At 37.5% G+C, this 19,329-nt stretch carries 17 protein-coding genes; 11 read left to right on the top strand and 6 right to left on the bottom strand.

What is annotated here, in order from left to right; translation table 11 throughout:
- Positions 1-39: 39 nt before the first annotated feature.
- From B0169_RS06095 to B0169_RS06085, 3 genes are all read right to left on the bottom strand, one after another.
- Positions 40-771, bottom strand: a complete 732-nt coding sequence (locus B0169_RS06095) for an EAL domain-containing protein (RefSeq protein ID WP_077285076.1) — start codon at positions 769-771, stop codon at positions 40-42.
- A 215-nt stretch (positions 772-986) separates the two neighbouring features.
- Positions 987-2,660, bottom strand: a complete 1,674-nt coding sequence (gene ggt / locus B0169_RS06090; RefSeq protein ID WP_077285075.1) for a gamma-glutamyltransferase — start codon at positions 2,658-2,660, stop codon at positions 987-989.
- Positions 2,661-2,763: 103 nt separating this feature from the next.
- The gene (locus B0169_RS06085) at positions 2,764-3,279 is read right to left on the bottom strand and encodes an NUDIX domain-containing protein (protein WP_077285074.1); all 516 of its coding nucleotides are present in this window, start codon (positions 3,277-3,279) and stop codon (positions 2,764-2,766) included.
- 297 nt (positions 3,280-3,576) lie between these two features.
- Here B0169_RS06085 and B0169_RS19355 point away from each other — a divergent pair, with 297 nt between their 5' ends.
- The gene (locus tag B0169_RS19355; protein ID WP_164474797.1) at positions 3,577-3,726 is read left to right on the top strand and encodes a hypothetical protein; all 150 of its coding nucleotides are present in this window, start codon (positions 3,577-3,579) and stop codon (positions 3,724-3,726) included.
- A 74-nt stretch (positions 3,727-3,800) separates the two neighbouring features.
- On the opposite strand, the gene B0169_RS06080 is transcribed toward B0169_RS19355, so the two are convergent.
- Positions 3,801-4,844, bottom strand: coding sequence for an alkene reductase (locus B0169_RS06080; protein WP_077285243.1), 1,044 nt, complete (start codon positions 4,842-4,844; stop codon positions 3,801-3,803).
- Positions 4,845-4,974: 130 nt separating this feature from the next.
- Between B0169_RS06080 and B0169_RS06075 the strand changes: the two genes are divergently transcribed.
- Positions 4,975-5,556: a TetR/AcrR family transcriptional regulator gene (locus tag B0169_RS06075; protein WP_077285073.1), complete on the top strand. Its 582-nt coding sequence runs from the start codon at positions 4,975-4,977 to the stop codon at positions 5,554-5,556.
- A gap of 70 nt (positions 5,557-5,626) precedes the next feature.
- Here the strand turns inward: B0169_RS06075 and B0169_RS06070 are convergent, their stop codons facing one another.
- Positions 5,627-6,460, bottom strand: coding sequence for a DUF417 family protein (locus B0169_RS06070; RefSeq protein WP_077285072.1), 834 nt, complete (start codon positions 6,458-6,460; stop codon positions 5,627-5,629).
- 311 nt (positions 6,461-6,771) lie between these two features.
- On the opposite strand from B0169_RS06070, the gene B0169_RS06065 reads away from it, so the two are divergent.
- The 5 genes from B0169_RS06065 (at position 6,772) to B0169_RS06045 (ending at position 15,424) form a co-directional block, all read left to right on the top strand.
- Entirely contained in the window at positions 6,772-7,182 is a 411-nt protein-coding gene (locus B0169_RS06065) for a hypothetical protein (RefSeq protein ID WP_085328659.1), read from the top strand.
- A 1,250-nt stretch (positions 7,183-8,432) separates the two neighbouring features.
- Positions 8,433-9,341, top strand: coding sequence for a cation diffusion facilitator family transporter (locus B0169_RS06060; RefSeq protein WP_077285070.1), 909 nt, complete (start codon positions 8,433-8,435; stop codon positions 9,339-9,341).
- 91 nt (positions 9,342-9,432) lie between these two features.
- On the top strand, positions 9,433-10,875 hold the full coding sequence (locus B0169_RS06055; RefSeq protein WP_412842115.1) for an alanine/glycine:cation symporter family protein: 1,443 nt from the start codon (positions 9,433-9,435) through the stop codon (positions 10,873-10,875).
- A gap of 335 nt (positions 10,876-11,210) precedes the next feature.
- Positions 11,211-13,190 carry a methyl-accepting chemotaxis protein gene (locus B0169_RS06050; protein ID WP_077285069.1) on the top strand — a complete coding sequence of 660 codons (1,980 nt, stop codon included), beginning with the start codon at positions 11,211-11,213 and terminating at the stop codon, positions 13,188-13,190.
- Positions 13,191-13,192: 2 nt separating this feature from the next.
- Positions 13,193-15,424, top strand: a complete 2,232-nt coding sequence (locus tag B0169_RS06045; RefSeq protein WP_077285068.1) for a bifunctional diguanylate cyclase/phosphodiesterase — start codon at positions 13,193-13,195, stop codon at positions 15,422-15,424.
- Between the two features lie 123 nt (positions 15,425-15,547).
- Here B0169_RS06045 and B0169_RS06040 read toward each other — a convergent pair whose 3' ends face one another.
- Entirely contained in the window at positions 15,548-16,078 is a 531-nt protein-coding gene (locus B0169_RS06040; RefSeq protein WP_077285067.1) for an Mpo1 family 2-hydroxy fatty acid dioxygenase, read from the bottom strand.
- A gap of 204 nt (positions 16,079-16,282) precedes the next feature.
- Here B0169_RS06040 and B0169_RS06035 point away from each other — a divergent pair, with 204 nt between their 5' ends.
- The 4 genes from B0169_RS06035 to B0169_RS06020 all read left to right on the top strand — a co-directional run bounded on the left by B0169_RS06035 (position 16,283) and on the right by B0169_RS06020 (position 18,777).
- Positions 16,283-16,627: a YajD family HNH nuclease gene (locus tag B0169_RS06035; RefSeq protein ID WP_077285241.1), complete on the top strand. Its 345-nt coding sequence runs from the start codon at positions 16,283-16,285 to the stop codon at positions 16,625-16,627.
- A gap of 33 nt (positions 16,628-16,660) precedes the next feature.
- Positions 16,661-17,611 carry a DUF808 domain-containing protein gene (locus B0169_RS06030; RefSeq protein ID WP_077285066.1) on the top strand — a complete coding sequence of 317 codons (951 nt, stop codon included), beginning with the start codon at positions 16,661-16,663 and terminating at the stop codon, positions 17,609-17,611.
- 135 nt (positions 17,612-17,746) lie between these two features.
- Positions 17,747-18,082 carry a ribosome hibernation-promoting factor, HPF/YfiA family gene (gene hpf, locus B0169_RS06025; RefSeq protein WP_077285065.1) on the top strand — a complete coding sequence of 112 codons (336 nt, stop codon included), beginning with the start codon at positions 17,747-17,749 and terminating at the stop codon, positions 18,080-18,082.
- 404 nt (positions 18,083-18,486) lie between these two features.
- Positions 18,487-18,777 (top strand): DUF6172 family protein, encoded by a 291-nt coding sequence (locus B0169_RS06020; RefSeq protein WP_077285064.1) that lies wholly within the window; start codon positions 18,487-18,489, stop codon positions 18,775-18,777.
- Positions 18,778-19,329: the final 552 nt, after the last annotated feature.

Below are 19,329 nucleotides of genomic sequence, written 5' to 3'. Positions count from 1 at the left end.
CGAGTAAATCACTTACCAACACATTTCGCTTAAAGCCATTTATTTATAATAATGAAACCACTTTTTAAATAAAAAGCCTTGTACATAATCAACATTAATTTTGCGAGCAAAGACAATATCGCTTGCTGTTTCAACTCCTTCAAGAATAACTTTTTTACCAGCACTATGCGCATAATTAATTAATGTTTCTACAAGTAGCATAAACTGGTTATTGTGTTTTTCTGCTACCACATGTTTATCGAGCTTAATATAATCAACGAGCTGAATAACAGATGTTGATACCATTGAAAGTGGATTACAAACATCATCAATCGCTGTATTAATATCACTTTTAGCCAAAGTATCTATCATCGCTAAACTTTTAATTGCATCGTTAACTTCTGAATTCTCTATTAATTCAACCACAATATTGGCACTTTTAAAGCTTTTAAATAATGTTAGAAAAGGATTTTTGTCACTATCTTCACCGGTAGAAAAGTATGAGTCCTGATCTAAGTTAACAAATATATCGCTTTGGCTTGGTGCGTAATCCAATTGCAGTAATTTTTGTTGATATTCAACTTGGAACAGGGTCAGTGGACTGTCATGTAGTGCAGCATAAATAATGTCAGGAGCTATATTTTGCTTGTTGCTATCTGAAAACCTCGCTAAGCACTCATAAGCCATAATATCTTTAGATTTTAAATCAACAATAGGTTGATACTCAACACCATAGCGTTGTGATTCTATTAACTCAATTAAACTTAGTGGGGAGATTGGCTTGTTATTCATCTGCAGACACAAATAAATGCTTCATTTGTGCACATCCTCATTGACTACAAAATCTTATTTTAAATGAGAATTATTTGCATGTAAATATTAACTGATAGTAATGTACTGATATTATTTAATAAAATAGCTAAAGCTTAATTTTGATGTATTTATAGATTACATGGCCAGAGATAATGTGATACCAACTGGCAATTAATGAGTGCTTATATTATTTATTATTCTTTGATAACAATTGACTTTCCTCTACCACCAGATTCTGCCGCTGCATCGAGGGTTTGTTGATTTTTTATGATCAGCTGAACAAAACCAAATTTATTCTCGTTGAGTGTATACCCCATGTTTTTAAGCACTTCTATTTCCTTCTCTGCAATACCTGGGTAGTGTTTGATAACATCTTTAGGTAGTAACTGATGATGAAATCTTGGCGAGTTCGCCGCCTGATCAGCAGTCATATTAAACTCGATTACATTTAGGATCGACTGATAAACAGAGCTGATGATAGTGGTACCACCAGGTGAGCCTGTGACTAGCTTCACTTTGTCATTTTTTACAAGTATTGTAGGTGTCATCGATGACAGCATACGTTTGTTGGCTTGAATTGCATTGGCCTCACCGCCAACCGCACCATAAACATTAGCAACCCCGGCTTTAATGCTAAAGTCATCCATTTCGTCATTGAGGATAAAGCCAGCGCCATCGACAATGACGCCACTACCAAATGTATAATTAATGGTTGTGGTATTTGATACGGCGTTACCCCATTTATCGATAATTGAAAAATGTGTCGTGTCTGGGCTTTCTTTCAACCCAGGCTTAATCGTTTTAGTTACAGAAATACGATCAGGCGAAATACCTAAGATACGTTGTTTTAAATAACTGTCGGCTAGTAAACTCTCTTGGGGAACGTCATAAAAGTCTGGATCACCCAAATACTCTGCGCGGTCAGCAAACACACGCTTTCCTATTTCGGCCAAACGATGAATATAAGCGGCTGAGTTATGTTTTAATGGTTTTTTTTGCTCGGCTAATAAGTCATACATATTTAGCCACTGTAGAATCGCAATACCACCTGAACTTGGAGGCGGTGCGGTAATCACTTGATGGCCACGCCAAGATTTTTCTAATGGCTTACGCCAAGTAGTGCGATAATTTGCTAAGTCATCACTAGTAATAATACCACCATGTTTGGTCATAAAATCTGTGATTATTTTTGCGGTTTCTCCTCGATAGAAACCATCACGACCTTTATCAGCAATACGTTGTAAGGTTTTTGATAAGTTAGTTTGTTTAAATACAGTACCGGCTTTTGCTTGTGCAAAATGTTTGGAAAAATTAACGCGTATGCCGTCTTCTTTGAAGCTGTCTATTCGCCATTTAATATTTTCGGCTAAATTTTCATGAACGATAAAACCATTTTTAGCTAATGCTATTGCAGGCATAACGAGAGTTTTCCAAGGCAGCGAACCATACTTCTTATGCGCTTGCCACATACCGTCCACTGTTCCCGGTACACCGGATGATAAAACGCCATATAAAGACTGAAAAGGAATAACATCACCGTTTTCATCTAAATACATATCACGATGGGCTTTTGCTGGAGCCACTTCACGATAATCAAGAAAATCGGCAACATTATCTTTATAAATCACCATAAAGCCACCGCCGCCAATATTACCCGCTTCAGGTAGGGTAACGGCTAAGACAAACTGTGCAGCGATAGCAGCGTCAATGGCATTGCCACCTTGGGCCAATATTTGCGCTGAAACATCAGCGCTAAAACTGTCAGGCATGGCCACAGCAGCTTGTTGTTTGGCCTGTATTGCACTGGCAGCACAACAAGATAGTGAATAGCTAAGTAAAGTGATTGAGAAAAACAGTTTTTTTATCATGCTAATTTATATCGCAATTTGGCTATTTGCTAACAGACTAACGTGTTAATAAAAAATGTACAAACAGTGGCTGAAAAATAAGTAAATAATTCATCCAATGCCATTAAAGTAATTCCGTAACGATTCGTTTGAGTAAGAAAGTTTCCCGCTCAATTGATAGGCCTTTTTTGTGACTATTTTTAATTACATCTTCGTTGTGTTTAATAGCCTCATGAATGTTCAGCCAAAGAGCTTGCATACCATTTTGTAATTCATGAGGTTCAAGTTTTGGGGCTAATAGTTCAGCATCAATATCGCAGGTATAGCAATAAGATAACATATGAACCACATCGAACTCTGCTTTATACCAATTACGGTATTCTTCATAACAGCCAAATTCTTGAATATTGGTAACGCTATGGGCACCTGTTTCCTCTCGCAATTCACGAATTAAACCACTAATGTGGTCTTCACCTTCATCGATACCACCACCAGGTAAGCTATAGTCGTGATAACGCTCAGTAAAAAGTAACAGAATTTCCTCACCTTTCATGACTATGGCGCGAGTTGCCTTGCGGGTAAAGCGGTTGTCAATATTAGGGTGAAGATCGGAGACTTTAGTTGATTTCAATATGCGCATAGGTAATTTTTTTTGTTAAATATTCGTCATTTATGGGGATAGCGAGCACTTAAATCAATAGTAAACTGTAATGTGCTAATAATGAAATGTTACATAAAGTTCGACAACGCTATTTTAATTGTTGTCTTTTCATATTTTACTTTTGCTAAAGGTTTTGGTTCATCATTTTTACTTTTGATTTCCTTTCGTTTTGTTTGTTTTTACCTTTCATTGTGAAATTTATTTACTGATTCTTTAGGTGAAATGAAAGTTAGTATGTAATAATACAGCTGTTGTAACGTGAATTAGGAGAGCATGATGTCTCACGAAGAAACTGTAATAGCAATTGAACCAAACAACCATACTATGGATACAGCAAAAACTATTGAGCAACAGTTGACTGATGCGCATGATGAAATTGCCGACCTAAAAATGCAAATTGCTTGGTTAGAGCGCTCTTACGAATAAAAAAAAATTATGATGTTAAAAAGGCCGATATAAATTTTATATCGGCCTTTTTTCTTACGATAGTACAAAGAAGCTTATATTAAGCTAGTTAACATTTCTTCTGAATAAGCTGTAGTTTCCTGGCCTTGACGAACTTTTTCAACGTAGTCTGGATTGGCAATAAAAGGGCGTCCTATGGCAATTAAATCAAAATGTTCATCTGCAATTGCTTTACTGGCAGTTTCAGCTGTGTGACTCCCTACACCAACCAAGGTCTTGTTATAGTTTGCTCTTACATAGCTAGAAGCTTTACCATCTAAGTAATCAAACTCCATCGCATCATCGAAAATACCTATGTGTAAGAAGGCTAAAGATCTTTTTTCGAGTTCTGGCAGTAAATAATCGAATACCGTACGATCTTTTTCGTCTGTTGGCATATTAAAGTAGGCCGCTGGCGATACTCTTAATGCGGTTTTTTCATTTCCGATCCGTGCAATAATTGCATCAACAACGGCTAGCGGGAAGCGTGACATGTTTTCTGCGGTGATCCCGTATTCATCTTTACGTTGATTGCTACCATAATGTAAAAATTGATCGATAAGGTAGCCATTAGCACCATGAATTTCTACCCCATCAAAGCCAGCTGAAATAGCATTTTCTGCAGCTTGTGCATAGTCATTAACTAGACCGTCGATATCTGCTTGTGTCACTGCTTTTGGCACTTGATAAGTTAGTTCACGCATTCTAGGTACACTGCCTTCAACTGCTATTGCTGATGGCGCAAGCACATCGCCTTGAGCAAAGAAGTGTGGGTGTGCTACACGACCTGTATGCCAAAGCTGGGCAAATATTTTGCCACCATTTTGGTGTACTTGACTGGTAACTTGCTGCCAACCTTTAATTTGGGCTGGGCTGAATAACCCCGGAGTGTTTGGGTAGCCTTGACCATCAGGGCGAATAATAACGGCCTCAGAAATAATCAAACCCGCGTCAGCTCTGCGAGCATAATATTGCGCCATCGCTTCAGTTGGTACTAAGTTTTCATCTGCCATACAACGTGTTAATGGCGCCATTAATATACGATTGTTTAGCGTAATTGTGTCGTTAAGGGCATAAGGTTGGAATAGGTTCTCAGTCATGACAATATCTCTTTCTTGAATATTCATTCAAGATACCTTTATTTGAATGCGCGTTCAAGTATTATTTTGAACAAACATTCAAATAAGGGTACACTGCATCATTGATACAGTAGCGTTAGGCGATTTAACCATGAGAAATGCTGAATTTGACAAAGAAGCCGTGCTTAGAGCCGCTATGATTGCTTTTATGGACAAAGGCTATGCAAAAACCAGTATGCAAGATTTAAAAGCGGCTACGGGCTTGCATCCAGGCTCTATATATTGCGCTTTTGAAAACAAACGGGGCTTGTTATTAGCAGCACTAGGTCAGTATCGTGCCGATCGAGCAACTGAATTTGAATGTTTTTTTGCTGGTCAAGGTACAGTACTAATAGCATTGAAAAAATACCTTGATCATATTGTGCAAGAATGTCTGAGCTGTGAGGCAGCACAAGCGTGCTTGTTAACTAAAGCGTTAAATGAATTAGCAGAGCAAGATGATGAAGTTCAGGGTATTTTGATTGAAAATTTAGCTGATTGGCAATCGTCAGTGGCAGAGGTATTTAGACAAGCCATTACGGCTGGTGAATTGACGGGAAAACGTTCGGCAGAAAAATTATCTCGGTTTTTTATCATGGGAATTTATGGCTTACGCACTTATGCGCAAACTCATCCCGAAGCAGAAATAATGCATGAGTTGGCAGAGCAACTTTTTAGTGATTTGTGTCAGTAAATTTTTGTACATACACGATGTCGCCAAACGGCTTTTAAAGCTGTCTGGCGACAATGAGCGTTTGTGAATACTAAGCTAAGTTTGCTGATTTGTTGCGAATTAACGTGGTAAAAATAAGTAAATTGCCAATAAACCATAAATCTTTAATCAGAAAGTGGCCGGTAGTTGTCAGTAATGTTTCGCTTGATAATGCCCCTGAGAAACTTAAGAAAAAGCTTTGTGTTACTGCAAACACGGCACCTGACATGAGCACAGCCGGTATTAATAATTTTTGCTGAAAAATGGCTGATATGACCAGTGATAGCGCTAGTATATCGTATACACCAATGAGGTTAGATGTGGTTTGAATGTCCCAAAAACCATACATCCATGCCATTAAAGGTGAACTACTCACTAAACCTTCAATGCCTTTCGCTTCAAGTAAGGTAAACTTCATACCACCTATCCAAAGCAATACCAGGACCACAGGAAAAGCATTTAACCAAATGGCTTTATGGCTTTCCAAGTAAGGTTTAGTCAAAAAGATACCGATCGAGAGTAAGGCAAAATATTTGATCACCCCTTGACCTGAGCCAATAGCTGGAAATCCGCCTAAAGATTCAATCCACATACTGCTACCTAAAAGTGGTAATAATGCAATGATGCTTAGGCCAATGATGAGAGCGCCAAGTTTGGCTCTTAATTCAATATGTTTGATTGCTAGCACTGAGAGTGCTGCTGCCGCTAAAAAAGCTAAGCCAGCGAGTTGATTGAATACAACATCTGGTAGCAAGTCGCTGATGGCGAAAAAGTCAGTTGCTAAGCCAATTTGACGATGATGACCCATTAATAGAATGCTGCTACCTAATAATCCTAGCGATATTGCGAGTAAAGTTAGCAGGGCTGTAAAGTGTAATTTTTTCATTTAAATATCTTTTCTTTGTAAAGTAAATTGCGAATTTGAATCTTGCGAGCTTGTTATTACTTAGCGAAAAGACCTCGTCAGTGTCGAAAATATTTCAATCATGTATAAATACTTAGACACATTACGCCTGTACTTAGCGCAAATTTGACTGCGTTACCTTAATGGCCAACGAATAAATATGCTAATTTAATCAAGGAGGTAAGTTGATCTTGATCATAAGCTAAAAAAATATATGTAATATTAGCGTAAACTTATTGAAAATAATTTGGCTCAATGTAATGATGAAATTAACATTTAATTTTGCTTGGTAAATGAAATTGCAGACAATGCATGGTGAGTTCGACATTGAAGTATATGGCAGCATAATTAAAGTGGTTTTACGCGGTGGTTTTAATGATATAGGTGCAAAAGCATTAGCCGTTGAGTTGAAAAATAATGTCAAGGCTTATCAGCACGCGCCATTTACCATCATGATGAATTTACTGGCGTTTGATGGTGGAACCCCTGAAGTATTTGCAGAATCTGAAAGCTTTAATGCTTGGCTCAATAATACCAATATGGTGGCTAAGGCATTAATATTCACCTCTCCAGCACTTATTGCTATTGAGCGGATATTGGTAAAATCAAAAGCTCCGCAAAATATTCGATATTTCGACAATGAAGATGATGCGCAGATATGGCTGCATGAATACATTGATGAATTTCATAGTAAGTTAGCTTAAGTAGTCTGAACTCTGGATTAGCAGCACTTGCTCAATGCTCCGTTTTAAGCGATTATCTGCGTTAAAAGGTCGATAAATAGCACGCTATTCATCAACGCTTTGCCTTGGAAATGGCATAAAATCAAGCATTGATGGTGTCTATTAGTGATGCTCACCTTGCTATAGCATTTACTTTACTACCTGAGCTTTTGATTCACTTGAATATCAAGCACTCATTATCCAGAGTTAAGGTTAAGTAGCGTTTTAATTGTTAAAGTTTGTACTGATAGTGCATGGTTTTTTATCACGAAACTATCAATATTACTTTTATAAGTTATTGTAAAGTAAAGTATTTTTTAGGTGTGTTTGTTTTTGCTAACTAAGTCAACAAGTTGCTGAGTAACTGAGTTGATGTATTGTTGAGCAACTCCTTTAGGGCAGTTAAAGCTCGTGAGTCATCATCTTAAACAGCGGCTTGTTTTTTGAGGAAGTTTTGGCTGTCTTTAATCACATATTAATCACAATCTAGTCTTGATTCTTGTTAATCTAACAGTAGCTGTAGCGTTTTATGCACATAGCATTCTGCAAAAAATTCATACTAGGCAGCAGTTATCTCACCGCAGCTTGGATATATCACATAAATTCCCCCCCCTGAAGGTCCCTTATCTACGTCGAGTGACCAGCCTGGCGCTGTTAGTCATGATAGGCAAGATAAAGTTGGTTCTCATCACTGTCATCATTACCTTGTACCTGCTGGTGTTTTATTCTCTGTACTAAAGAGTCAAATTCGTCATATAAAAGCAATAACAGTGTTATTGCAGGTAAAACAGCGTTGTTTGCTTTTCTACTAGCATCCGATCACCGTCCTGCAATAAGTTAACAGACTGTTAATTTATACCTCCTGTAAATCAAAATATTATTTTATTTCCATGTGGTTTTTATATGCGCTTTTTAGCGGGTTTTCAAAAACAAAATAGTCAGTTTACAACGCTAGACTTTACCGATTAAAGATAAAGAATTATTGTTATAACATGAACTTGTTAATACCAATTACACTAATAAGCTGATCATTTTTCACGGTCTAAATGAATAAAAGCTGCGTTATTTATTTTATATATAGAACAACTATATAGAAAAATAAATGCCTTGATTTTATTCATTTATCCTCGCTACAAAATTGGTCACATTATTAATGTAAATGGTATAAGCTAGGCTTATATTATGGCTTTAGGTTAACTTTTAAGCGCTAGTATTATATTTAAGAGGTCAAAATGTCCCATTCTCATGGTCATTCGCACAGTCACTCTCACAGCCATTCTCATACTGCTAATGGAAAGTTAACCCTAGCGGTTTTTATTAATGTTTTATTGACGATTGTACAAATTGTCGGTGGCATACTTTCCGGCAGTTTGTCATTAATTGCTGATGCGTTGCATAATTTAAGTGATGCAGGTGCAATCGTTATTGCCATATTTGCTCGTAAAGTTTCAGCCAAAAATGCTGATGGAAATATGACCTTTGGTTATCAAAGAGCCGAGATTATTGGTACATTAATTAATAGCATCACCCTTATTTTTATCGGTTTTTATCTGATTTATGAAGCTGTAAACAAGTACTTTAATCCGACTGAAATTAATGGTTGGCTAGTGATTTATATTGCGGGAATTGCATTGATTATTGATATTGCTACCGCGGTACTCACTTATATGTCTGGTGCAAAAGATAGCATGAACTTACGTGCCGCTTTTATTCATAATGTTTCTGATGCCTTGGCGTCTGTTGCCGTTATTGTTGCTGGTATCTTAATCATACTTTATCAATGGTATGTTGTTGATATTATTGCTACTATTTTGATTTCTATTTATGTGCTTTATCATGGTGGCTTACTTGCGCTTGAGAGTATTAAAATCTTGATGCAGGCGGTGCCAGAGGCATGTGATGTAAGTGCTATTAAAGCAGACATTGAATTGAATTTAGATATCACTCATGCCCATGATATTCATGTTTGGCAGCTTGATGAACATAAATTTTTTTTAGAATGCAAATTAGAGCTTGCCGCTAATATTGAGCAGGTAAATTTGGCCGAGATCAAAAGTATGCTGAAAAATAAATATGCGATTAAGCACTCGACCATTGAAGTGAATCGGCAAGGTGCTTGCATCGAAGCTAACTGTTATTAAATTAATTTTACTGCCCGATTGATGATAATTTTTAATTAGATTAACTAGCATAGTGCCGCAGTAAATAGAGCAAAGACAATGAGAATTAACCATGATAATTTTTGAAAAGGTTGTTGCAAGTATCAATAATATTTTATGGGGTGAAGGCCAAGTACTTATTTATGTTTTGCTGTTCGCCGGTTTTTGGTTTTCTTACCAATTAAAGCTGGTGCAAATTTTTAACTTTCGTCATATGTTTTCTGTGATGAAAAACAGCGCTAAAGCTGACGATAACGCAACAGAAAGCTCAGGTATTAGTTCTTTACAGGCACTATTTATTGGTTTATCAGCTAGGGTAGGTACCGGAAATTTGGCCGGTGTTGCTGTGGCAATTTCACTTGGCGGCAGCGGCGCAATTTTTTGGATGTGGATGATCGCTCTACTGGGTATGGCAACAGGCTTTGCTGAAAGTATTTTAGGTCAACTATATAAAGTCAGTGATGACCATAAAGAGTACCGAGGTGGTCCCGCTTATTATATTCAAAAAGGCCTTAATCAGCGTTGGTTAGCTATTTTATTTTCGCTGTGTTTATTTTTAGGTTATGGCTTTAGCTTCAGTGCGATGCAAGCCAATACCATTGCCGACTCTCTAAATCATGCTTTTAATATTCCAAGTGCCTATTCTGGTGCTGTGATCACCATACTTGCCGGCGCGATTGTGCTTGGAGGGCTAAAACGTATTGCCCGCTTTGCTGAGTTGATTGTACCTTTTATGGGTATCGCTTTTATTTTAGCCGCTCTGTTTATCACGTTAATGAATATATCAGCAGTACCCGCGATGCTATACGATATTATTACCTCAGCTTTTGGCCTGCAAGAGGCCGGGGCTGGTATGTTAGGTGCGGCGATAAAAAATGGTATTCAACGTGGTTTGTATTCTAATGAGGCAGGGGCTGGCAGCGTGCCACATGCTGCTGCAAGTGCTCGGCCTGTACCTAATCATCCAGTTACCCAGGGCTATGTTCAAATGCTAGGGGTGTTCCTAGATACTATGGTACTTTGTACTTGTACTGCCGTTATCATTTTGCTTGCTGATATCAATGTCAGTGGCGAAATGGAAGGTATCCGTTTAACGCAAAATGCTATTACCCATCACTTAGGTGAAAGTGGCGTTTATTTTGTTTCAGCAGCAATCAGCTTATTTGCTTTTACTTCAGTGGTGGCAAATTATGCTTATGCTGAAAGCAATTTACACTTTTTCAGGCTTGATAACAAAATCGGACGCAGCCTATATACCGTAATGTATTTGGCTATGGTCTTCTGGGGCGCCAGTGCAAGTTTGAAACAAGTATGGAGTATGGCTGATGTTGCATTAGGGCTTATGACCTTAGTTAACGTTGTTGCTATTGTTCAACTTACACCGACAATTGTTGCCTTAACTCGTGATTACAATAGTAAACGTAAAATGACCAATGTCAGCGATACTGAAATGGTGTTTAAAAGTACAGATATAAATTATCAGGGTAAAGTTGAGCCTGGGATTTGGCAGAAATAAGCTAATGTCGCTATGCTTTGGTGATGTTTTGGGAATATCAAAGTCACCCTAAATGTTTGTTTCTTGCCTCGCTCTGACCTTTATGAAGTGCAGAGAGTTATCGTGTCAGTAAATTAAACTAATGAATAATGGCGACTTTGAAAATCTTTTCTATAATAAAGACTTGCCTCAAGTTTTTAGGGAAAAAGTTGATTTATATCAAAAGTTAAAGCCAAAGGAAGTGGTAGAATTGTTCGCAACTTGTCGTTGAGTTTTATTCACGCACCTGCCTTTGATTGTCGTTTTTGTGTAACTCATTCCTAAACTTTACATTACTCTTATTAAAAGGATAAGTTGTGACGTTTTCTGATATATCTTTCAAAAATAAAATATTTCTTTTATTGGCACTGCCAGTATTAGGTTTTGTCTGGCTTAGTGCTTTAACCATTAAGGAAAACTATGTAGCGACACAGGAGATGGAAACACTCACTCAGTTAACCCGTCTCTCTGTTACTTATAGTGAACTGGTTCATGAACTGCAAAAAGAACGAGGAACTACTGCTGGGTTTATAGGTTCTAAAGGGAAAAGCTTCTCTAATGAGCTAAAAAATCAGCGAATTGCAAGCGATGCCAAAAGATCCAATCGCGACGACTTTTTAGCGAACAATAATTTTCAGCATGAGCTCATTATTACCCTAAATAAAAATATTGCTACAGAACTCGAAAAACTTGACAGTATACGCACAAGAGTTAGCCAATTAAATATAGACAGTTCAACGGCGATCAGCTATTACACCAACCTTAATAGTCAGTTACTGTCTGTGTCTACGCTGATTGCTGAGCTTAGTACGGATGCACGTATCACGAAGCAAACGATGGCGTATTATAATTTCTTGCAAGGTAAAGAGCGTGCAGGTATTGAGCGGGCCGTTATGAGTAATACTTTTGCGTTAGATGAATTTAAAGCCGGAATGTTTGTTAAATTTATCTCTTTAGTCACTGAGCAAGAAACTTATATGGCTAACTTTCTAGCGGCAACTAATGCTAATAATGTGAGCTATTATCAAGAAAAAATGTCGCAACCAGCAATTAAGGAAGTGCTCAAATTACGTCAGATAGCCAAAACTAGTCAGGCTAACTTTTCTGTTGATGCCGTTTATTGGTTCAAACAGGCGACACTAAGAATCGGCCTGTTAAAAGAGGTTGAAGATACCGTAGCGAAAAATTTGCTTTTATTAGCTGACGCAGATCATGCTAAGGCCTATAACGCATTACTTGTCGATGTGGTTGCTACCATCATAGTGCTATTATTAGTGGTTATTATTGCTACCTTTTCAATAAAAGACTTAACCTCACGGGTCAATGAATTGACTTATGTTATGGGCAAGGTGCGCAATGACAATGATCTTTCAGTGCGAACTCAGCTGCAAGGGAAGAGTGAGTTAGGACAAATATCTATCGCACTAAACCTCACCTTAGAGCAGTTTTCGCAAACCATTAATGAAATTTCAAATGCTAGTTTAACCTTATCAGCCGCAGCCGAAGAAACCTCCACCACATGTGAATACAATGCGCGTACGTTAGTAGAGCAGCAGGAAGGCATTGGTGTTATTGCTGCAGCTGTAGAAGAGCTGTCTGCAACGGTGAAAGAAGTTGCCAGTAATACGCAAGTTACTGCTGATTCAACAAAAGAAGCAGACAACCAAGCAAACAATGGGTTGGGTGTGGTGAAAGCATCTTATGATTCAATTGAAGCCCTTTCCAAAGAGATTGATAGTTTAGCGCAAAGAATTAATAGCTTACATGCTAGTAGTAGCGATATAACTAAAGTCGTTGATGTTATTAAGTCAGTTGCAGAGCAAACCAACTTACTAGCCCTTAATGCGGCTATTGAGGCGGCAAGAGCAGGAGAGCAAGGTCGAGGTTTTGCTGTGGTTGCTGACGAAGTTAGAACCTTAGCGCAACGTACTCAAGACTCCACATCAGAAATAGAAGCTTTTATTAGTACGTTACAGGCTGATGCGAGTGCTGCACATCAGGTGATAGAAAACAGCCAACAAAAAGCGATTATTGCTGTAGAAAACTCAAGAAATGTTGAAAACACTCTGCAAGAGATTACAACATCGATCGGCAATATTTTCTCTATGACAGAACAAGTTGCAACCGCTATTGAAGAACAGTCAGTGGTAACACAAGATGTCGCACAGAACATTGTTGATATTGAGCAAAAATCGACAGAAACAGCTACTGGGGCTGCACAAATAGCTGCTACAGCGAAAGAGCAGGCCTACCTTTCAACTACCATGCAAGATTTAGCAAGCCGGTTTCGCGTTTAGATATGATGCTAAGGATCAGTAATAAAAATAAACTCATTGCCAGCTTTGTTGCTTTACTTTTAATTGGACTGTTAGCTTCAACAACGGTGGCCTATTTCCACGTCAAAAAACGTTTAGAAGTTGCCATTCAACAAGAAATACAACTAAAAGCTGATTTAGTTGCGGTTAAATTAAATCATTTAACGCAAAATACGATAGAGCAAGTTAATCACTTTGCTCTACACCTTGATTTATCTGGTATCGAACTTGAGCAACATCCCAGTTTTGAATATTTCTTACTACGCCACCCTAACCATAATGGCTTAGAGTATTTAGGCTATGTGGTTGACTCTGATGGTTATTATGGTATCGCTAACTGGCAAGCACCTGCCGGCTATGATCCAAGAAAGCGACCTTGGTATATTGAGGGGAAAAAAGCCAACACAGAAAGGTTTGGTAAACCATACATCAGTGTTGATAGTGATTTACAAGCACTGTTAGCTGTAACATCACCGATCACACAAAACAGTAAGTTTGTTGGTTTAGCTACCGCTCATATAAAATTTGACTATGTCTTAGCAATATTACGTGATCTTGATCTGGGTTTAGCAGGCAAGGCATTTCTAGTCGATCAGCATGGAAACGTTGACTTACCTCAAATACAGGACGTTGACTTAACGTGGCAGGCAGAAGTTAAAAACATTATTAAACAGGGAGTGACTTCGAGTTTGAGTAATGCAACAAACTCGTCAACACAACTCTTTTATATAACGGATGCTATTGAACATATTGCCAGCCGTATTGTTTTTGCAGTGCCAAAAGCCGCCGTTTCACAAAAAATCTATCAAGATACTTTGACATTATTGATAAAATTTTTATTGATCTTTATCCTCGTGATGTTTGCCTTATACCTATCTAATCGGCATTTACTTGCTCCACTTTTTAATTACCTTGAACTCGACAGTGTTACGCGCCTGCCCAGTAAAAAACACTTTAAACAACAAATTACACAAGATTTTTTACCCTTAAACAAGCCAGGCCGTTTACTGATCATTAATATGGAAAATTTTAGTCGGATTACCGCGGCATACCCAGCAACAACGGTTAATTTACTGCAAAATAAAATTAAAGAGCGTATTCAACTACAATTAACTGAACACTCCTTATTGGGTAACTTTTCAGAAAGTCGTTACATTGCTTATTACCAACTGAGTGAAGGAGATAATCATGCATTACTGATAGCACTGACCTCAGCACTATCTCAATTATATGAAGTAGCAGGCGGTGAAATTTACTGTAACTTTAGGATCGGGGTTTGCGACTTTCCTGAGCACGGCAATGATATTGAAACCTTAATTGATAATTCATTTTCAGCATTGGCGAGTATTAGTCGACAACATAATAATACTTTTGCTGTTTTTACTCCGAAAATTAATCAGCAATTTAGTGACGTTCAAAAAATACATAATGCCATGACAAAAGCATTGTATGCTAAAGAATTTACCATGGTATACCAACCACAAATAAATAGCTTATCAGGCGAACTTTTTGCTGTTGAGGCATTAGTGCGTTGGCATTCAAAGACGCTTAATCGAACCGTTTCTCCGGCTGAGTTTATTCCTATCGCCGAATCTAATGGCTTAATGGTGTCGTTAGGTGAAAACATTATTCGACAGGTATTTAGCCAAGTTGCGCAATGGAATGAGCAAGGATTAACCATTGCTAAAGTCAGTATTAATATTTCACCACAACAGCTACTAGCCCATAGTTTTTATGACAACTTAATGCGTTGGATAAATGATGTAAAAGTTTCGCCGAAACAAATTGAATTAGAAATCACGGAAACGTCATTGTTGCAAGATCCTACTGCCAGCATCGCAATATTAAACAAACTGAATCAATGTGGATTTTCGATTGCTATTGACGACTTTGGTACCGGTTATTCATCATTAGAATATTTAAATACCATGCCACTGCATAAGTTAAAAATTGATCGTAGTTTTGTTATTGACCTTGATAAAAAAACAAAAAGTGCTGTGCTTGTTAAAACTATTATTGCCATGGCCCATAACCTGGGCCTTGAAGTATTAGCGGAAGGCGTCGAAAATCAAGCGGAAGCAAGCACCTTGCAGGTACTAGGTTGTGATAATATTCAAGGGTACTTATATTCCAAACCGCTCAGTGCGTCAGATTTGGTAGATTATATTGCAAAAAGAGAGCAAAGTAATATCAAGCAGTTAAGGCAAAAAGCTTGAGTTGTTAGCGCTGAAACGCATTGAATATAAGACTAAGACTGCTAGATGCTACTAGACAGTCTTGCTTGAAAAAATGGGCCAATCGTTGACTTTATTGAGCAAACACAAGCTATATTAACAAGGTTATGCTTTGCTTCTTTCGAGTAAGCGCCTTTTTTCGATTGCCATGGGCGTGATCTCATCATGCAGCTTTTTCTCGAAGCCTAACGCAAAATACACTTCAGCCATAAGAAATAACGGCCCAATAACTAAGCCCATAATATCGTCTAAAAATGCAGGCTTAGCTTTTTCGTAAATATGACCAATAAATTGAATGACCCAGCCTAGCACAAAGGTCGCTATTGCTAGCCAGAATGCATACTCCATTGCTGACACTAAGCTAGCAAGATATATATTAGCGAGTGTATAAACTAACATGCCAAAACCTAATTTAAGGTGCAATGTGAAGTAATACAATACGCTGATGCCTAGTAGTACCATCGCAGGAGTAAAAGTGAGTACATCATCACCGATGGTAACGTTAATGCTTTGTAGGCTCAGTAATAGGGTAATTGCCCATACAATAAGTGGGATACCAATAAAATGAGATTTAATGTTTTGTTTATTAAAATGCACACTTTTGTAATTTGCTAGCTGAACTTCGACTGTTTTCATGACAGTTCCTTCTTGTTATTTAGTAAAATATAATGGCAAGTTATAGTGCATATGTAAAGAGAGCTGACCAGCAGTTAGGTGCCACAACGTAACTCCTAAGCCGTATCATAAGCTAGAGATCAGTATTTGATTAACTGTATCGTATTGCAGTTATCCGGTCTTACTCATACAATAACAGCATTAGTTATTGAAAAAGTTAATATTATGTCTTCAGATAAACTGGGCTCCAGCCTAAATTATAAACGCCAAGAACAAGGCTACCGTGACCGCGCATTAAAGCTATTTCCCTGGGTATGTGGTCGTTGCGCCCGCGAATTTGAATATTCCAATATTAAAGAGTTAACGGTACATCATATGGATCATGATCATACAAACAATCCAAATGATGGCAGCAATTGGGAGTTACTTTGTATTTATTGCCATGATAATGAACATGCAAAATATACCGAGCATGCCAATTATCAAACAGAAGTAAAAGCTGGCGACAACAATCAAGATACGGCAACTTATAACCCATTTGCTGATTTAAAATCATTATTGAAAAAATAATGCTAACCCTAAGCCGATAAAAAGGAATTGCTTGTGGCAGGTTCGAGTTTATTAACATTAATTGATGATATAGCAACGGTATTAGATGACGTGGCTATTTTATCGAAAGTTGCAGCAAAAAAAACGGCTGGCGTACTGGGTGATGATTTAGCATTAAATGCTGAGCAAGTCTCTGGTGTGAAAGCCGATAGAGAGTTACCTGTTGTTTGGGCGGTGGCAAAAGGTTCGTTTTTAAATAAATTGATCTTAGTGCCTTCGGCTTTGTTGATCAGTGCATTTTTTCCGCCTTTGATCACCGTTTTATTAGTTTTTGGTGGCTTATTCCTCTGTTTTGAGGGTTTTGAAAAGGTTTTCCATAAATTTTTCCATAGCAAAAAAGACTTAGCACAAGAACACGAAGCGGTGATTGCCACTGTTAATCAAGACAATATTGACATTGTTGCACTTGAAAAAGAAAAAATAAAAGGCGCTATTCGTACTGACTTTATTCTCTCGGCAGAGATAGTTGTTATTGCACTTGGTTCAGTTAAAGAAGCGGCTTTTGAAACCCAAGTTATGGTTATTTCAGCTTTAGCTATTGCAATTACTGTTGGGGTTTATGGGCTTGTGGCAGCGATTGTTAAATTGGATGATTTAGGCCTTTATTTGTTAAGAAAGTCAGTATCAGGTGGTTTTAACGCTTTGCAAAGGTCTATGGGGCGAGGTCTTTTGATATTTGCCCCTTTTTTAATGAAACTGTTGACCATTGTTGGCACTATTGCGATGTTTTTGGTCGGCGGTGGCATAATCGTACATAGTTTTTCGTGGTTAAATCAGCAATTTCATCATATTGAGCAGCAGGTTAGTCAATACCTAGGTACTGTATCAGAAATGACGTTACCCATTTTACTTGATGGCCTTACCGGCATGATAGTTGGTGGCATAGTGTTAGCCGTTGTTAACTTAGTGACTCGATTGAAAAATCGTCAAGTTGCCAGTAAATAATTAAACCTGCAGGTTGATTTAAAACAAGCTTTTCAACTATCTAGCATAAAAGTTACAAATTAGTTCATTTTAGCTATTGTTTTTTATTGTGACAGCCCAGAGTATATAGTTGAAGACAACAAAAAAGGTAGCAATATGAAAATTATCATTTCTGGACATCACGTTGAAATCACCGAAGGCATAAATCAAGCAGTTGAAAATAAATTTGCCAAAGTTGCTAAACATTTCCCAAGCTTAATGACCTTAGATGTCATTATTACCGTAGAGCCCAATGAGCAGAAACTAGAAGTTTCTACCAGTTATGAAGGAGCAACTGTGTCAGTTAATGCTGCTGATAAAGAGCTATATGCAGCAATAGCGAGTGCAGCCAGTAAACTTGAAGCGGCATTAGCGCATCGTAAAGGCGTATTGTCAGCTAAGCAAAAAAAGAAATATGAAGTTGAGCAATCAGATGCCTTTGAAAGCGTTTAATTTTAGCTTGTAGACATTGACAAACAAAGGCCGTTAAACGGCCTTTTTTGTTTCTTACTGACTAGTAATAGATAAACTTATTATACATTTAAAACTAGCCTAGCTTATTTAACCTGACCTCTGAATAAGCAGCACTTGCTCAATGCTCCCTTTTAACGTAGATAATGGCATAAAATTAAGCATTGATAGTGTCTATTAGTGATGCTCACCTTGCTATAGCATTTACTTTGCCACCTAAGCTTTTGAGCCACTTGAATATCAAGCACTCATTATCCAGAGTTCAGGTTAATTATTTAACAATCTACCGAAAGAATGGATATTTCAGTCATGTTTACGTAAAATAACGCTATTGGCTTTAGTTGCATAACAACATAAAGCGTACTTTTATATCCTCAAGGAATTTCATGAAAAAAACATTCGAGTTAACTCACCCTAAAATCAAAGCCGCTAGAATGGTTGAGTCAGTAAAACACGAAGTTAAAAAATATTTAAAGCGTGAGCGCAATAAATCTTTACCTGAAGATGCAGATTATTGGGATTTTGATTGTAAAATTGGTAAATCAGAAACAACAGCTGATGTGATACATGTCGCAACCATTAATCAACAAATAGACTCCCTGGTTACTGAAGGTGTTACCTCGTTTTATCTTGAAATATTAGTTAAACCCGCTACTCGTTCATTTGAAGAAAAATAGTTATTAGTCTTAGCTTCGGACAGTAAAAATATTCTACCAATCGAAATAAAGCATCGGCGACAGGCAAATGTTTTATTCGATTGGTTTAGTTCAGTTGGTTTAGTTCGGTTGGTTTAGTTCAATGAACTTGGCTTAATTGACTGAGCTCAATGATACTCTCGTTATCAGTTAGCATTCCTCTTTCTTTTTAACATTTATATTCCCTTAATTTTCACCATACTCTTACTCGCAAACTGATGTTCAGTACCTATATTTTCTTTACCGAATTTTCGGTAAATTTAGGGGAGAGTCTATGATACATATCATATAGCTAGTTGGCTTTTGTTGCATACTCTTTGCCGTTTCTATTAAAGCAGAGCTTGAGATCTATAAAAGCTATGATCTGAGTCGTGAAGTTATTGCCATGACTACTGTACGTATTGACCCTAATATGGAAGGTGTTTATTTAGCTGGGCTAAAGAAAGTTAGGTAAAAGCGGTACGTTTAAAAAAAGTTAGGTTACATTAAAGATTAGAAAATATATGCTAGTGAATTACCACAAAGTGGGCACTT

Origin of the sequence: Cognaticolwellia aestuarii, assembly GCF_002000025.1 — a bacterium.
Lineage (GTDB): Bacteria > Pseudomonadota > Gammaproteobacteria > Enterobacterales > Alteromonadaceae > Cognaticolwellia > Cognaticolwellia aestuarii.
The sequence above is the reverse complement of the archived record's forward strand: the minus strand, read 5'-3'. Positions and strand labels throughout refer to the sequence as shown.